General features: G+C 31.7%; 18 protein-coding genes and 2 pseudogenes. 14 read left to right on the top strand and 6 right to left on the bottom strand.

Annotated elements, in window-relative coordinates; translation table 11 throughout:
• Nucleotides 1-229: 229 nt before the first annotated feature.
• Nucleotides 230-946 (bottom strand): SDR family oxidoreductase, encoded by a 717-nt coding sequence (locus ACYFX0_RS20955; RefSeq protein ID WP_000029094.1) that lies wholly within the window; start codon nucleotides 944-946, stop codon nucleotides 230-232.
• Nucleotides 947-1,295: 349 nt separating this feature from the next.
• Here ACYFX0_RS20955 and ACYFX0_RS20950 point away from each other — a divergent pair, with 349 nt between their 5' ends.
• From ACYFX0_RS20950 to ACYFX0_RS20935, 4 genes are all read left to right on the top strand, one after another.
• Nucleotides 1,296-1,634 carry a winged helix-turn-helix transcriptional regulator gene (locus ACYFX0_RS20950; RefSeq protein WP_000365520.1) on the top strand — a complete coding sequence of 113 codons (339 nt, stop codon included), beginning with the start codon at nucleotides 1,296-1,298 and terminating at the stop codon, nucleotides 1,632-1,634.
• A 133-nt stretch (nucleotides 1,635-1,767) separates the two neighbouring features.
• Nucleotides 1,768-2,520: a class I SAM-dependent methyltransferase gene (locus ACYFX0_RS20945; RefSeq protein WP_247727942.1), complete on the top strand. Its 753-nt coding sequence runs from the start codon at nucleotides 1,768-1,770 to the stop codon at nucleotides 2,518-2,520.
• Between the two features lie 287 nt (nucleotides 2,521-2,807).
• The gene (locus tag ACYFX0_RS20940; protein ID WP_000627905.1) at nucleotides 2,808-3,602 is read left to right on the top strand and encodes a VOC family protein; all 795 of its coding nucleotides are present in this window, start codon (nucleotides 2,808-2,810) and stop codon (nucleotides 3,600-3,602) included.
• 116 nt (nucleotides 3,603-3,718) lie between these two features.
• Nucleotides 3,719-4,468: an aminoglycoside phosphotransferase family protein gene (locus ACYFX0_RS20935; protein WP_106082190.1), complete on the top strand. Its 750-nt coding sequence runs from the start codon at nucleotides 3,719-3,721 to the stop codon at nucleotides 4,466-4,468.
• Nucleotides 4,469-4,546: 78 nt separating this feature from the next.
• Here the strand turns inward: ACYFX0_RS20935 and ACYFX0_RS20930 are convergent, their stop codons facing one another.
• A complete protein-coding gene (locus ACYFX0_RS20930; protein WP_106082191.1) occupies nucleotides 4,547-4,873 on the bottom strand; it encodes an aminoglycoside phosphotransferase in 327 nt (108 codons plus the stop codon).
• Here ACYFX0_RS20930 and ACYFX0_RS20925 point away from each other — a divergent pair.
• Nucleotides 4,864-5,675: pseudogene (locus ACYFX0_RS20925) on the top strand (AraC family transcriptional regulator). The gene ACYFX0_RS20930 and the pseudogene ACYFX0_RS20925 sit on opposite strands and share 10 nt — an antisense overlap.
• Nucleotides 5,676-5,689: 14 nt before the next feature.
• Here ACYFX0_RS20925 and ACYFX0_RS20920 read toward each other — a convergent pair.
• Nucleotides 5,690-7,381, bottom strand: a complete 1,692-nt coding sequence (locus ACYFX0_RS20920; RefSeq protein WP_001190030.1) for a M3 family oligoendopeptidase — start codon at nucleotides 7,379-7,381, stop codon at nucleotides 5,690-5,692.
• Between the two features lie 420 nt (nucleotides 7,382-7,801).
• Between ACYFX0_RS20920 and ACYFX0_RS20915 the strand changes: the two genes are divergently transcribed.
• The 4 genes from ACYFX0_RS20915 to ACYFX0_RS20900 all read left to right on the top strand — a co-directional run bounded on the left by ACYFX0_RS20915 (nucleotide 7,802) and on the right by ACYFX0_RS20900 (nucleotide 10,484).
• Complete coding sequence (locus tag ACYFX0_RS20915; protein ID WP_074790134.1) at nucleotides 7,802-8,293, top strand: DUF4030 domain-containing protein; 492 nt, start codon at nucleotides 7,802-7,804, stop codon at nucleotides 8,291-8,293.
• 70 nt (nucleotides 8,294-8,363) lie between these two features.
• Nucleotides 8,364-9,734 (top strand): aminotransferase-like domain-containing protein, encoded by a 1,371-nt coding sequence (locus ACYFX0_RS20910; protein ID WP_000280114.1) that lies wholly within the window; start codon nucleotides 8,364-8,366, stop codon nucleotides 9,732-9,734.
• A gap of 20 nt (nucleotides 9,735-9,754) precedes the next feature.
• On the top strand, nucleotides 9,755-10,105 hold the full coding sequence (locus ACYFX0_RS20905; protein WP_001254186.1) for a hypothetical protein: 351 nt from the start codon (nucleotides 9,755-9,757) through the stop codon (nucleotides 10,103-10,105).
• Nucleotides 10,106-10,280: 175 nt separating this feature from the next.
• Nucleotides 10,281-10,484, top strand: coding sequence for a hypothetical protein (locus ACYFX0_RS20900; protein WP_000290889.1), 204 nt, complete (start codon nucleotides 10,281-10,283; stop codon nucleotides 10,482-10,484).
• 23 nt (nucleotides 10,485-10,507) lie between these two features.
• Here ACYFX0_RS20900 and ACYFX0_RS20895 read toward each other — a convergent pair whose 3' ends face one another.
• On the bottom strand, nucleotides 10,508-10,750 hold the full coding sequence (locus tag ACYFX0_RS20895; protein ID WP_015945790.1) for a hypothetical protein: 243 nt from the start codon (nucleotides 10,748-10,750) through the stop codon (nucleotides 10,508-10,510).
• A gap of 110 nt (nucleotides 10,751-10,860) precedes the next feature.
• On the opposite strand from ACYFX0_RS20895, the gene ACYFX0_RS20890 reads away from it, so the two are divergent.
• From ACYFX0_RS20890 to ACYFX0_RS20870, 5 genes are all read left to right on the top strand, one after another.
• Nucleotides 10,861-11,148: an alcohol dehydrogenase catalytic domain-containing protein gene (locus ACYFX0_RS20890; protein ID WP_044784345.1), complete on the top strand. Its 288-nt coding sequence runs from the start codon at nucleotides 10,861-10,863 to the stop codon at nucleotides 11,146-11,148.
• Between the two features lie 29 nt (nucleotides 11,149-11,177).
• Nucleotides 11,178-11,852 (top strand): zinc-binding dehydrogenase, encoded by a 675-nt coding sequence (locus tag ACYFX0_RS20885; protein ID WP_003258674.1) that lies wholly within the window; start codon nucleotides 11,178-11,180, stop codon nucleotides 11,850-11,852.
• Between the two features lie 55 nt (nucleotides 11,853-11,907).
• Nucleotides 11,908-12,405 (top strand): DUF421 domain-containing protein, encoded by a 498-nt coding sequence (locus ACYFX0_RS20880; RefSeq protein WP_001021710.1) that lies wholly within the window; start codon nucleotides 11,908-11,910, stop codon nucleotides 12,403-12,405.
• 258 nt (nucleotides 12,406-12,663) lie between these two features.
• On the top strand, nucleotides 12,664-13,293 hold the full coding sequence (locus ACYFX0_RS20875; protein ID WP_106082192.1) for a class I SAM-dependent methyltransferase: 630 nt from the start codon (nucleotides 12,664-12,666) through the stop codon (nucleotides 13,291-13,293).
• A 265-nt stretch (nucleotides 13,294-13,558) separates the two neighbouring features.
• Nucleotides 13,559-14,191, top strand: a complete 633-nt coding sequence (locus ACYFX0_RS20870) for a type 1 glutamine amidotransferase family protein (RefSeq protein ID WP_001194778.1) — start codon at nucleotides 13,559-13,561, stop codon at nucleotides 14,189-14,191.
• Nucleotides 14,192-14,302: 111 nt separating this feature from the next.
• On the opposite strand, the gene ACYFX0_RS20865 is transcribed toward ACYFX0_RS20870, so the two are convergent.
• Nucleotides 14,303-15,004: a class I SAM-dependent methyltransferase gene (locus ACYFX0_RS20865; RefSeq protein ID WP_001079446.1), complete on the bottom strand. Its 702-nt coding sequence runs from the start codon at nucleotides 15,002-15,004 to the stop codon at nucleotides 14,303-14,305.
• Nucleotides 15,001-15,903, bottom strand: a pseudogene (locus ACYFX0_RS20860) (SMP-30/gluconolactonase/LRE family protein). Before ACYFX0_RS20860 ends, ACYFX0_RS20865 begins: the two are co-directional and overlap by 4 nt.
• Between the last annotated feature and the right edge of the window lie 40 nt (nucleotides 15,904-15,943).

The following is a 15,943-nucleotide window of genomic DNA, read 5'->3' as shown; positions in this document are numbered from 1 at the left end:
TTTCTTTGGAAACTTATCCATAAATATCAAGACAAATTACTTCGAGATTCGATTCGTCAACTACTAGCACAATTTTATTTGCAAATGTACAAAATGAGCGGATTGTAATGAATCATCTAAAAACCAACCAGTTGGTACTAAAGTAATGTAATCATCTATTTGGAAATTTCAGCAATGTTTAAATGAGCAACAAAAGCCACCGTAATAAGGGGCTTTTGTCTTAAATAATTTAATGATATGTGTACCCTCCATCAGGAAACAATACATTACCCGTAGTAAAACTATTTTGCATTAAATATAGGACAGTATGTGCAATTTCATCATTATATCCAGCTCGTTGTACAAGTGAAAGAGATTTATAAGCTTCGTAAGCAACTAGTCTATTTTCATTTTGTTCATTTTCTTTTTGTATTGTTCCAGGAGAAACCACATTAACTCTAATAGGAGCTAATTCCACAGCTAAAGCCTTCCCTAAACTTTCAATAGCACCATTGCAAGCTCCATAAGCAGGTGCGCCTTTAAGTGGTCTTTGACTAAATGCACCGGACATTAACACGATAGATCCAGAGTTTGAAAGAAAAGGAATTGCATATTTTACGGCATAATATTGAGGCCAAAACTTTCCGATGAAGCTACTTTCAGCAATTTCCTCTGTAGAGGTAATTGGTCCAAGTGTGTAAGAGGCTCCCGGTGTGAATAAATGATCAAAGTTCCCAACTGTCTTGAAAAAAATTTGTAATTGCTCTTTATTTTGATTATCCAATATATAAGTTTGAAGATGATTGCTATTTATTAATTTTTTAGCAACTTTTAATTTTTCTTCCGAACGCCCTGCAATAATAACATGTGCTCCTTGTTCAATTACTTGTTTTGCCGTTGCCAATCCAATACCAGAACTCCCGCCAATGATAACAATACGACTATTTTCTAATGTAGTAATAGACATATTTTAGCCACTCCTTTAATAAAAAATTTAGAATATAACTGTGCTATGCTTTTATTATTCGCTAAAAGGGAGCAAGTGAAAAGTACGCACTTTATATGTACATAGTCGTAAATTTCGTACTAATCGCTATTTATGCGGATAAGTAATTGGAAAAATCGCTAAATATGGTTTATCCCGCATTAACGGGCAGTAAAACTCTCACCTCAAAGTTAGGAAAATGCAAGGAAGTTAGGTAAGAGATCAATTGCCCGTAAAAGCCCGATTGGTTCAACTAATAATCAGTTTGGGATGAACAAAACCCTCACTGATTAAAGTTTCACTTTATGATATCTGAGGAGAGGTGAGAAAAATGGATTTACAAGAACCGAAGTTAAAAGGGGTAATAGCAACATTACAAATAATCGGTGGGAAATGGAAGCCACTCATTTTGTTTATTTTGCTAACAGATGGAATGAAACGTTTTGGTGAATTAAAGCGATTGATACCAGATATATCTCAAGGGACGTTAGCGAAGCAATTACGTGAATTAGAGCAAGATCAACTAATAAAACGCGAAATTTATCAAGAAATACCACCTAAAGTAGAATATAGCTTAACTGAACATGGAAAAACAGTCAGTACTGTTTTGGATAGTATGTGTAGTTGGGGAAGAGGGCATTTAGAATATATAGATAAAGATAAACCATAAAAATGTTATGTAAACTTATTGTAGTGTGAAGGGAAATGTTGTTTTAATAATTTGTATTTTATAATATATAATTAAGGAGTGTCGTAGGTTATTATACATATTTAATTTATTTTTACAAAGGGGAAGTAATAAGATGAACGAATTAGAGTATAAAAGCTTCTATGATAAAGTAGGAAGATTAAATGGATGGGATTTTAGTAAAATAAAATGTGAAACTGTAGGAGATACATGGGACTTTTATAGTGAGGTAAAAGAAAGGTGTAAACCATCACATATTTTACTTGATGTTGGTACAGGCGGAGGAGAAAATGTACTTAATATAGCATCTTCGGCTAAATTGTTAGTTGGAATAGATAATTCTAACGGCATGATTGAAACGGCACATTCTAACTTGAAAAAATCAGGTGTACAAAATGTTGAGTTTCTTCAAATGGGTTCTGAAGCTTTAACATTTCCACATGCACATTTTGATATTGCTTCAAGTTGTCATGCCCCGTTTCTGGCATCTGAGTTAGCAAAAGTAATGAAAAAGGGTGCCTTTTTCTTAACACAACAAGTAAGTGAGAATGATAAATTAAACCTGAAAGAAGCATTTGGTAGAGGACAATGCTTAGGTGAACGGGATGGTACTTTAAAAGAAAAGTATATGAATGAACTTATTAGTGCAGGATTTGATCTCGTGCAAGTACGTGAATATGATGTTACTGATTATTACAGTAGGTCTGAAGATCTCATTTTCTTATTAAAACATACCCCTATTATTCCTAGATTCGGAGAACAGGAAGAGGATTTTACTATTTTACAAAAGTTCATTGATACGTATAGTTCTGAAAAAGGGATTCGTACTAATTCAAAAAGATTTATGATTATTGCTGTAAAACCTTAATGTATTTTATCGTAAAAGTTGCTTTTCATTTAAGGAAAGGCAGCTTTTTTATATGGAAACAATGCAGGGGAAATTTGAAAAAATAGAAATAAGTAAAGTGTTAATTAAAAAACGAAATATGGAGGATATTTGTTTTGAAACGTTAGTGTACTAGCAATAAAAGAAGCTAACATATTCATACTAAAGTTGTAGTTTCTACATGAAAAATCCATCCTTCCGTTTGATTTTATCTATTTATAAGTGTAATACAATACGAATAGATAATAAGAAACAAGGGGGAATGTAACGTGATTACACATATATTAGATATAAAATTACAAACGGTTTCCATAGAAGGGGTAAAACAAGTTTATAGGGACATATTATCTTTTCCAATAAAAAAAGAAACAGAATCATTTATTCAATTTAAAGTAACACCGTACACTACAATTAGTTTTCAAGAATTATATGAACCAATTGCACCTGCGCACTTTGCTTTTGAGATTCCATATTCAAAATTTCATGAAGTTGCAAGATGGCTTGAAAAGTCTGGATTACTCATTGTAAAATGGAAAGATGGTCATACAATTGATGAAGAGAGCGGCCGATTCAACTTATATTTCAGAGATGGCGATGGAAATCTTCTCGAAATTATCGCGCATAGTTATGTTAAAGAAGATGTATTAGTACCACACTCACCTTTAAACATTTTATACGTAAGGGAAATTGGTCTTCCTGTTAAAAGTGTACCTGTTTTTACGGAATGGTTAAAATCAAATCTAAATATGAAAACGATGGAAGATGGGGATATTTTTAACTTTGTTATAGGTGGCACTGCATATATCGTCGCGACTTGGTGGCAGAGACCTTGGATTCCAATCGCAATGAAAGCTTTACCACCGAAAGTTCATGTTTCTTTCGGAACACCGGATTCAGCATTTTTACAGCACATCCAAAATAACTTTAAGAAAAATAATGTTCCCTTTGAATGTAAACATAATGAAGTATCATTTATTGAGCAGGGATATTCATTTTCTATTGTGTATACACCAGAGTTTCATTCCAATATTCCTAAAGAACTAAACTTACCACTTTCTATTTAAGGATAGAAAGTGGTAAGTTTTTTATATCTTCGTGAAGAAGGTTTTCGTTATGATTAGAGTGAATGCAAAGAAAAGGATTAAGCATTATTCAAACTTATTTTAAGGAGAGAAATGAAGTGAATCTAGGTAATCCAATTGCAAAAGGGAATACTGCAGAAATTTATTTAACTGATAAGGTTGTAAAATTATTTAAAGATTACCTCCCAGATACAGAGTCTATGAATGAAGCAAAAAAACAAAAATATGCTTATTCATGCGGGCTGCCAGTTCCAAACGTATTTGAAGTGACAAAGATACAAAATAGACAGGCAATTATTATGGAACATGTAAAAGGGGACAACATTGGTGATCTTCTGCTTAATAATTTAAATGAGGCAGAGCGTTATATCGGCCTTTGTGTTAATGAGCAAAAAAAGATCCATGCTATACATGTGAATACAGATGAAATGGAGTTAATGAGGGAAAGGTTAGAGCGTCAAATTAAATCTGTGCATAAATTGGATGAACGCAAAAAGAAGGATATATTACAAAAATTAGAATCTATTACATTTGATTTTAGGCTATGTCATGGAGATTTTCATCCATTTAATTTGATTTTGAGTAAGGAAGAGAAAGTGAAAGTTATAGATTGGGTAGATGCTAGTTCAGGTGATATTCGCGCAGATGTATTTCGAACATACTTGTTGTACTCACAATCTTCGGTAGAATTAGCTGAGATGTATTTACATATATATTGCATTCGTACCGGCATATCAAGAGATGAAGTTTTTCAATGGGCTCCTATTATTATTGCAGCTAGATTTTCTGAAAAAGTATCACCGCAAAATGAAGTGTATTTGAAAAGATTATTGAATCAGTATTTATAAGTCATAAAAAAGGTTGTCAGCTAATTAATAAATGCTGTTGTTTAACCAAAGTTTCCTTGTAGTTAAACAACAGTATTCTTAAATATTGATATAGGTATTCTTATTTTCGATCTTCATCCTATAAAGGTTCATAATCCGTACTTGTTCCTCCGTTAATTCATCTTTATCCCAATACATATGCATTAAGCTATATTCAAAAATCTCCTTTAATTTAATAAATAACGGAAACTTGTCTTTCATCTCTTTTGGTAGCTCATTTTCCTCTTGGTAGCCTTCAAATAGTGCTTTTGTAATAGAATACTCATAGTCAACGATATTCCCATTTCCAGCAAATGAATATTCTATTGCACTATAAATAGGAACGGCTAAATCGAATATGTAAAAATGTTTTTGGAATGAATCCAAGAGAATACCAACTTAACAAAATGCCTATTCAATCATTTGTTAAACTAAATTTAAATAAAGAAGGGGCGTTTAATATGAATATTTCTAGAAAAATAGAGGTTGAGCAGTTACGAAATAGGAAGAGTGAGCTATTTGATAAAGAGGTACTTAACATATTAAATGGTCAAGTTATGTATGAAGAATTTAAAAACGAAAAGCTAATGGGTGATTCTGATTATGCACCATTTAATGAGGCAATGTGTGTGAACTCGGCTACTACTCAAGTTTTTAATGAAGAGTTTATTAAAACAAGAGCGAAAGGACATAACAGTTCAGTAGAAAGTTATATAAAAAAGTTATAGATCCGTTAGAAAACCTTTTTACGAAAAAGTATAAATGTATTGTTCTATGGTTTGGTGAAGATATGTTTTGCCAAATGAACCTACTTACCATACTTTCTCACCTTGAACAGTCTGCTTATGAAGGGAAGGTATACTTAAATAGCTTTAGAGAGGATGAATTTAAAGTAAATCAAATTGAACTTGAATTGGGGAATTATTCTTCTATATACAATGAAGTATTAGTAAACCATAAAAAGACCTCTCATAAGGTACCACCTGTAATGTATCAGGCTATAGACTTATTTTTAGAAATGTTAACAGAAGATAATGCAGTAATGAAATTCATCTCTAAAAATAAAGATTTATCAACTCGTGAATTATTAATAAAGTTGTTTTATCTTTTTCCAACAATCGGATATGGAGATACTCAGTACATAGAGCTGATTAATAAAATAAAGAAGAAAGCTACACCAAAAATATAGGTGCAGCTTTCTTCTTATAATTGCTCAAGTAATTCTAATTCTTTTTCTACAAATAGCATTAGTTCTTTAATTGTTTCACCAGAAAAATCAAAACGAATACCGGCTGCATCATACACTTCTTTTATAGATTGCGAGCTTCCTAGTGATAATGCCTTTTTATAATTTTCTAGCGCTTGCTTAGGATCCTCTTTATATTGTTTATACATTTGTAATGCACCAAGTTGGGCGATCGCATATTCAATATAATAAAATGGTACTTCAAAAATATGGAGTACAGGTAGCCAACTCGTTGCTATCCAGTTTTCGTAGCCATCAATATGTATGACGCTAGACTGATAATGTTTTTGAAGTTGTAAGTATTTTTCATTTCTTTCTTCAGAAGTATGACTTGGATTTTCATACAGCCAGTGTTGAAATTGATCGACAATAAGCATAATAGGTAAATATGAAATAACATCTTTAAAGAAGTTAATTTTTGCTTGTTTTAAATCTTTTTTGTCTGTATAGAAGGTATCCCAATAATTAAGCGAGAATAACTCCATTGTCATACTGGCTAGCTCAGCTGTTTCAGCTGGAATTTCTATATACTGTCGTAATTTTAATGGTTTTATGAGTTCGTTATGAATACTATGACCCATTTCATGTATAAAAGTGACAATATCATCTTGTGTATAATTTAAGTTCATAAAAATATAAGATAATTGTGAAGCTGGTAAGTACTCACAAAAGCCACCAGCTGCTTTTCCTTTGCGGCTTGTTAAATCAAGACAATTGTGTTTATACATTCGGTTTAAAAGTGCTGAAAATTCAACATCTAGTTTATTAAAGATATGAGTGCTCTTTTCAATTAAATCATTTTCATTTGCAATAGGTTTAAGTACTTTTTGATCTGGAGTTACAGCTGATACATCCCACGGGCGAAGCGTATCAACTTGCAGTTTATCTTTTTTCTCTAGCAATATTTTATCTTTAAGAGGCACAACATACTTACGTATGGATTCAGCTAGTTCATAGCAATCTTTCGCTGAATAATCAAAACGCTCGTATTTTTTGAACATATAATCGCGATAATTCTCTAGTTGAATATTTTTTGCTTTTTGATGGCGAATTTCAATTAATTGATTTAATATGTTTTGGAGTTCTTTTTCAACAGATAAAAATTGTTCAGAAATAATGGTTTTTGCCTTTTTACGGGTGTCACGATTCGAATCTTGTAAATAGGATTGTAATTCTGTTATCGTTTTTTCTTCTCCGTCCCAAATTCCACTTAATCCTCCAGTAATTTCAAAGTACTCTGTGACTAATTTGTCTTCCTGTATTTCTAATTCGATATTTTCCTCACAAAATAACTTTTGAGCATTTTTTATTTTTGTATCTAATAAACCATATACGTTAGAATCTAATTCCATTCGAAAAGGTGACTCTAAATATTTATTATCCAATAAATTTTGGTACCGCTTTAAAAGTGGCTTTACAAATTGTTGATCATGTTCAAAAGTATCCTTTATTTCTTCATCATCCGTATTACATTGAAAGGCGATGTAATGTGATCTTAATTGTTCTTCGATGTCCCAAATTACTTTTGACTGCTCTTTTAACCAATTTTCAAGGTCTAGTTTTGAAGAAATCATTTTATTTAATAAAGTCGAAAGAGTTTTTTCCAATTGTAGTACATTACTAATATCAATCGTATTTACACGTTGCATTATATATCCCTCACTTTTTATTTATTCATAGAGATATTCTATTTATTAATTGTAATTCCCTTGTTAAGTGGGGTAAATGTGAAATAATGTTAAATTTAAATAATTAAAGAAGGTATTTATATGTCAAAGTAAAAAGTTTATCGTAAATGAAAATATATGGAGGGGTGCTGCATGAGAAAGGGAAAGAAGTTACTTGTATTTTTATTTCCACTTGTTTTATCCCGCATTAACGGGCAGTAAGATCCCCACCTCAAAATTCAGCGAAAGAAGTTAGGTGGGGGGATCAACTGCCCGTAAAAGCCCGATTGGTTCAACTAATAATCATTGGGGATGAACAAAACCCCCAATGATTAAAGTTTCACTTTATTATGTGCCTGTGAGAATGAGATTGAAGATGCTAAAAGTGAAGAGTCTATAGTGATGGATATTGCTACAGCCGCGGTAAAGGAGGAATCTTTTTTTAGTGCTGCTATAAGAGATGAAAAAGAAAGAATATTAGATTTAGAGATTGCTGATAGCGAAGATAGTAACGAAATAAAAAATGATATTAATAAAAGATTGGTGATACAAGGTGTAACGTCTTATAAAATCAATATAACTCAAAGAAATAGAGAAGTTGTAAAGGCAGAGAGTAGATGGAATCAAGTTTTTGGGCATATATTTGATGACGTATTCAGAAAAAATGGATATGAAGGGTTTGGTATTCAGCAAATAAATTATAAAAAGAATCAACCTGTTACCATTGATATAAAAACTAAGCTTAGCGATGATGAAGTAGGGGCGAGAGAACTTGGACAGAAAATAGAAAAAGAAGTTGAAGGGGTACTTAAAACAGAAGCAGTAAAGAAATGGATTGAAAATGATTCATATGCTATTGGGATTTACGATATAGATGATCGGAAAATTAACTAATTGAGGAATGAATGCTATATGAATAGAGAACCGATGTAATTAAATATAGAATTGCTGGAGGAGGTGTAATATGTATAAGTATTTACATATTTTAAATGACATAGAAAATATGATTCAAAATGGAGAAATAAAAGAAGGGAAGAAATTACCGTCTATACGGTCACTCGTTACGCAATATGAATGTAATAAGGCAACAGTTATACGTGCGCTTCATGAATTAGAAAAGCGTCACATTATATATTCTGTCCCTCAAAGTGGATACTACGTTGTTAAGAAATCTGGGAGTACCATAGAAAATAACGAGATAATTGATTTCGCTTCTTCAGCACCAGATCCAGATGTTTTCCCATATTTAGATTTTCAGCATTGCATTAATAAGGCTATTGATACTTATAAAAATGATTTGTTCGTATACGGAACACCGAAAGGGTTACCATCTTTAATTCCAGTCATTCAAAAACAGTTGGCAAATTATCAAGTGTTCACGAAAGAAGACAATATTTTTATAACGTCAGGTGTGCAGCAGGCGCTTGCTATATTAACTTCTATACCATTTCCGAATGGAAATGAAACTGTATTAATTGAACAGCCAACATATCATCTATATATTGATTATCTAGAAATAAATAAAGTTCCTGTAATCGGTATTAAACGTACGAATGAAGGTATCGATTTGAATGAATTGGAGCAAATATTTCAAACTGGAAAAATAAAATTCTTTTATACGATACCGAGATATCATCATCCGCTTGGAACTTCTTATTCTAAAGATGAGAAAGAAAAAATCGCACTATTGGCTAAGAAATACAATGTATTTATAGTGGAAGATGATTATTTAGCAGATTTAGAAACTGATTCAAAAGCAGATCCGTTATATAGCTTGGATAATTGTAGTCATGTCATATATTTGAAAAGTTATTCGAAGATTATTTTTCCTGGTTTAAGGGTTGGAGTTGCAGTCATCCCACCATCCATTGCAAATGCTTTCTATACATACAAAAAGATACTAGATATTGATAGTCCGATGATTTCTCAAGCGGCTTTAGAAATTTATATAAAGAGCGGTATGTTTGAACGTCATAAAAGTAAAATTAATTCTTCCTACTACAATAGATCAATAAAACTAGCAGAAACATTAGAAAAAGTGCAAAATGAAGATCAATCATTATTTACATATAATAGACAAAACACATTTGGAATACACACTTGTTTAGAAATGCAGAAAAACACAGTTACAGAAACACTTATACAAAAATTAGGTGACATGCAAATAAGTGTCGATACTATTGATAAGAATTATATGAGGAATTTTCCTAAAGAAAAACTGTTAAAGTTAAATGTTTCGAATGTAAAAGAAGATAAGATTGAAGAAGGTATTCGTAAAGTAATTGAGGAAATCAACCAATCAAGACACTTGAATTTTCAGTTTAGAAAAGAATAATTTGAATTAGGAGGTTTGTTGTGAGGCGCCAAATAATTCTCTTGTTTGTGTGTGCCGCTATAATAATTGGAGCTATAGTTGTGACTAAATATTATAAAAAAGATGACCAATGCATCGCGGTTGGTAAGTATTCAAGAGGTATTATCGTAGATCAAAATAACGAACCTATATCTAATGTGAAAATATATGAAGATTCAATTGAAGAAAGTAAGGAACGCAGTATTTCAAATGCACAAGGTGAATTTGAAATACTAGATGGGGTTTGTGGTGAGATTGTTTTACAATTAGTTACTCCAGATGGAGAAATCTATACGAGAAAATATGATAGTAAGTATATACCACAAGTAATAGAACTGAGTTATAAAAAGTAAGGGGAATTACATGTAACCATTACAAGGAACTGAGTTTAATTAATATTTTTTAGAGCACTCAATAGCTGAGTGCTCTTTTTATTTATGACATAAGTGTTTAAAATGGAAATAAACTACCAATTAATGATACTCTTAAAGTATAGCTTTTATTTTGAATAGGAGGGCGATGGAGTCTATGGCGGTACGTATAGTCGATGATTTACAGCAATTATCATTGTTACTTATGTTTTTAAGTACACTCATATTTTACAGATACTTAAAGAAGGTTAAACGAGAGAGAAAACTGACTGGCTTTGAATGGACAATGTATTTTGTCACTCAATTTGCGACATTAATTTGGGCAATTACTTATTTTATTAAACACTTAGCTGAATCATAAATACTAATCAATCTAGTTTACTGTTATCTATTTGGGATATAAATATAGTCCGTATCTAAATCAATGACAACATTGCTAGTGACGTCTTCTTGTAGTAACTTTGGATTTTTTTTGTAATAATATCGTACACAAAATAAGCGTAGCAGATCCTCATTAGATATCTCTTCATTTCTTACATTTAAATACATCGTTATTAATTCGTTAATAGAACAGTTACGGCCAATAACATACTCGTTTATTCTATATCCATCAAATTCAATTATCATGTTATCACTGTTGGGTGCTAGCCAACGTTATAGCTTTAATTTTGGATGAATCTATTATACATTGTTTGAAATTTAGTGAGAATATATTTTTATAAAGTGAGAGGATATGAATGGAACAGTATAAGTTAGTTTTAGAAGGTGCGAAACAACTTAAGTGGGAACCGGGTAAAATTAGATCCATACAGGACGATGAAATTATTGTTAAAACAATTGCAGGAGCTATAAGCATTGGGGCCGAGTTACCACAGTATAATGGATCCGATGTTACGGATACGAATCCTTTTTATCCAAGAAAAACTGGATATGAAAGTTATGGTGAAGTGATTGAAGTTGGTAATAAAGTAACACATGTAAACGTAGGCGATAAAGTAGTTTTTTTTATGGACATGAAACAATAGGGATAGTTAAGGGGCATAAAGTAATTCGAGTGCCTAGTTCTATACAACCTAAAGTTGCTTTATTATCTATTCTTTCGTGTGATGCCGCTAAAGGAGTATTGAAACTAAACCCGCAACAGGATGAAAAAGTACTTATAACTGGAATGGGAGTTATTGGTTTACTCGCTTGTTATTTCTTAAAATACTATGTAGGCGTTGAGCACGTGGATGTTGTTGAGCCTAATAAAAATAGAAGAGATTTTGCAAAGAATTTTGGTGCGAAAAACATATATGATTCAGAAGAAAAAATAATAGAAACATATAATTATGGTTTCGAATGTTCTGCTACAAATAGTGGATTTCATGCATTGCAAAAAGCTCTTAAAACTAATGGACAAATATGTATACTTTCTGATGGTAATAATGAGATTATTGCATCAGACGGGATAAGCTCGTTTATACATGTCGAAGATGCTGCAAGAGCTACTATGCTAGTTCTTAATTGGCCTTCAGGAATCATAAATATTGTAGATGATTATCCAGCAACTAGTAAAGAATGGTTACCGATATATGCAGCAGCGATAGGGGCACCTAAGCCTAAAGTTCAAGATGGGAAAAATAGTTGGGAAAGAGGAGCTTCAAATAATAAGGCACGTAAAGAGTATGGATGGACACCTGTATTTCCATCATGGTCTGAAGGGTTTAACAATTTGATAGGGAAGTAAAATACACTTTTAATAGGAATGATAGTAATATCCACCATTAAAGGATTGGGTTATTATGAATATAATTTGGGAAAGTATTATATTAACTCTTACAGGAATAATTGTTTTGAAAATGACAGGTAGTACATCTGTCAGCCAAATGACAAGAGCTGAAATAATTATAGTTGTTTCAATTGGCCGTATTATTGTAGAACCTGTATTAAGTAGAAAAGTAGTCCCATCTCTATTTGCAGCTATCATATTTGCAAGCATACTACTTACCATTCATTTCTTTGAATTGAAATCAAGGAAGGTGGAACAATTCCTAAATGGAAGTAGCATTATAATTGTTGAAAACGGAGAGATTGTAAAAGAGAATTTGATGCAGGCAAAAATGTCAGAACAACAACTTTATATGCAATTAAGAGAAAAAGGGATTCATGATGTGAAGAGTTTACAGCAAGTTACAGCGGAACCGAATGGGCGTATTGGCTATCAATTAATAAAAGAAGCACAACCAATAACTTTAGAAATGTTAGAAAAAATATTAGATCAGTACAATATAAAAAGATGATTTCTCATGAGAAACAGCCAATACTACAATAAAAATATTGGCTGTTTTTTTATTTTCTATAAACGTAAGGGTTAATAAAATAGGGTAGATTTTTAACCAATCTTTATATTAGATATAGGCTTATTATTATGCTATATTCAATGGAGCTACGATGACTAAGGTAAGTGGTATGAATAGAAGAAAAAACTTTATAGCAAATACAAAAATGCTTTTAATTTGATACTAAAAATGGATTGAAAATAAGGAGATAGATACATAATGGAATTTTGGGAATCAAGTTTTATTGAAAAACAAACGATGTGGGGATTTGAACCTACAGAATCTGCAATTTTGACAAAAGATTTTTTTCTTGAAAAGAACGTTAAGGATATATTAGTTCCGGGTATTGGTTATGGAAGAAATGCAAAGGTTTTTATCGATAATGGTATAAATGTAACAGGTATTGAAATTTCAAAAACAGCCATTGATTTAGCAATGCAAAATGGCCTAGAAGATATTAGTATCTATCATGGTTCGGTAAATGAGATGCCTTTTAATAACAAATCGTATGATGGTATATACAGTCATGCACTTCTACATTTGTTGAATAAGCAAGAGAGAGAGCAATTTATTAAAGGTTGTTATAATCAGCTAAAATCAGGTGGATATATGGTTTTCACAACTGTTTCTCAAAAAGCCCCAATGTTTGGGAAGGGGAAACAGTTGGATAAAGACTATTTCGAAATAATGGAAGGCGTAAAAATGTTCTTCTATAATTCTGAATCTATAAAACGAGATTTTAATAAATATGGACTAGTACAAGTTTCCGAAATTGATGAACCAAATAAGAACATGGAGAATAAACCTTCAATAAATTTCTTAATGATAAAATGCCAGAAAGAACTATAAATAAAAGTTTTTAAATATTTCTAAAGATATTTATATATTGATTATGCACAAATATAAAGGACAAGCATATAGTATAAATACCTCTTAACTTTAAGTAACCTTAACTTTCGTTAATAGGGTATCTCAAAATCCCCGAAAAGAGCACTTGCGGAAACAAGTGCTCTTTTATTTGGAATTTTAAACCATAAATATTGCATAAAATGTTAAACTTGAAAAGAGTACTTTTTTTATTTAAAACTGTAGTATATGAATGGAGTGTTATTGAATGCAAACAAGAAAAGCATATCTATATGTATTTGACACGATGTCTGATTGGGAATACGGACATTTAATTGCTGAACTTAATACAGGAAGATATTTCAAAAAAGATGTAGCGCCTTTTAAAGTAGTAACAGTTGGAATAAATAAAGAAACGATTATTTCAATGGGGGGCTTGAATATAAAGCCGGATATTTCCCTAGATGAATGTATCCTTGAGAGTAACGATCTATTAATTTTACCTGGAGGGAATACTTGGAGTGAAGAAATACATAAACCTATTTTGAAAAAAGTTGGTGAAGCCTTAAGGCTTGGTACAATTGTGGCTGCCATTTGCGGTGCAACTATAGGTCTTGCAAATTACGGTTACTTGGATTCTATAAATCACACAAGTAATAATTTAGATTATATGAAAATGGTTTGTCCTACTTATAAAGGAGAAAATTTTTATGAAGTAGGACCTGTAGCATCCAGTGAAAATCTTATTACTGCATCGGGTGTAGCACCTCTAGAATTTGCCATGGAAGTATTAAGGAAATTAGATGTATTTGCGCCGGATACACTTCATTCATGGTATAAATTGAATGAGACTCATGAAGTGGAATATTTCTTCCAGTTAATGAATTCAATTAATAGCTGAGTAGTATTTCGAATGAAAATTATATTTTAGATGATGCGAAAACTAATAACAAAATAAAAGGTAAGGGTATTCCTATGAATATATGAGGAAATATTCTTACTTTTTATAGTGTTATTTCTGAACGACAAACGTAATGGCATTTGTTTTTAATTGAACGTGTCTTTCATTACGAACTATATTATAAGCTAATTCCTTTATTTCAACTTTTAGTTTTTTCCATTCTTTATAAATGCTTTTTAAAGCACTTATCATTTCTTCGGTTGAAAGATTAATTTCAATTAAAGCTTCTAATTCTTCATTCGTTATTGAATCAATTTCTTGTATGTTAGAGTTAATAATTAAACAATTAATACCGCCGTTTTTTGTACCTCTTTTCATAGATTGGAGTACATTTTTAAAATCTTCTTCTGATTTGACATGTTCCAAACTTGATACTGCAACGATATAGTCATAAGTATTAGATCTAATATGATAGTTTTCAATTGCTGTTTGTTCTGTTTTTATAACCTCGAATACGTCATGTTCTTTGCTATAAATTTGTAGCTTTGTTAAAGCGGAATCAAGTAAATCAACACATGTAACAGTTCCGCTAGCATTTTTAATCTTTTGTGCAATTGGAATGCTATTTCTACCGACGCCAGAGCCAAGATCAAGCACTTGTAATTTGTTTTTCTCTTCAAAGTAGTCCATTAAATCCATAACTGTTTTAACCGGCTTGTGAAGCCAAGATCCAGTTTCAAATAGTTTATATTGTTCATAGCAAAGATCGTGATATTCCTTTTCTTCTTGTCTTATGTAATCGATACGGTTCATATTGTGTCAGTTCCAATATTTTCATTACAAAATGAATAGGTGGGGCAGCCTTTAACATTTGTTTGAATTCGAAAAATACCACCAGCATGTGGATACTGTTTTAATTCGTCATCCGTCATTCTTGTTCTGGCTGTTGTAACATATAAATCAGTTAAGTTAGGCCCACCAAACGTACATGATGTTACATATAACGCAGGAATTGGAATACTTAATATTTGTTCTCCAGTAGAGGGATTCCATCTAGTTATTTTTGAACCTCCCCAATGTGCAATCCATAAACAACCTTCTTCGTCAATTGTCATACCATCAGGTAGACCTTCATTTTCAGAGAAAATGATTACATCACTTGGATTATGAATTTCTCCAGTACGTATATTATATTGATAGCGAACCACTTTTTTAGTAGGTGTATCTATAAAGTAAAGGTATGTATGATCAGGTGACCAAGCCATTCCGTTTGAAGTATTTACATGTTAAATTTTTTTCTCTACACTCAAATTATTATGTAAACAATATAAGGAACCTGCAGCATTAATACCGTATGTATCTGTAGTACCTGCCCAGAAACGACCAGCGGGATCACATTTTCCATCGTTAAAACGATTTTCTATTAAATGTTGTTCGGGGTCAAAAATATGTGTCAGTTTTTCTGTATTTACATTAATAGAATAAAAGCCGTTTTCCATAGCTAAGAGTAGTACATCCTCTAAATATGGAACAACACAGCCAATTTGTTGATTGAGAGCAATTACTCGGTTCGTATTAGCGGTAGGATTGTATATGCATAATTTTCTCTCCATAATATCAACCCAATATAAAAGTTGCTTTTTTTCATTCCAACATGGTCCTTCAGCTAAACTTGCTTTAGCATCTAAAACGAATTCTATATTACTGAACAAGATGTTCACCTCGCGTTATAAGATATTAATATAATTCGAT

Source organism: Bacillus sp. NEAU-Y102 (assembly GCF_054788175.1).
The sequence above is the reverse complement of the archived record's forward strand: the minus strand, read 5'-3'. Positions and strand labels throughout refer to the sequence as shown.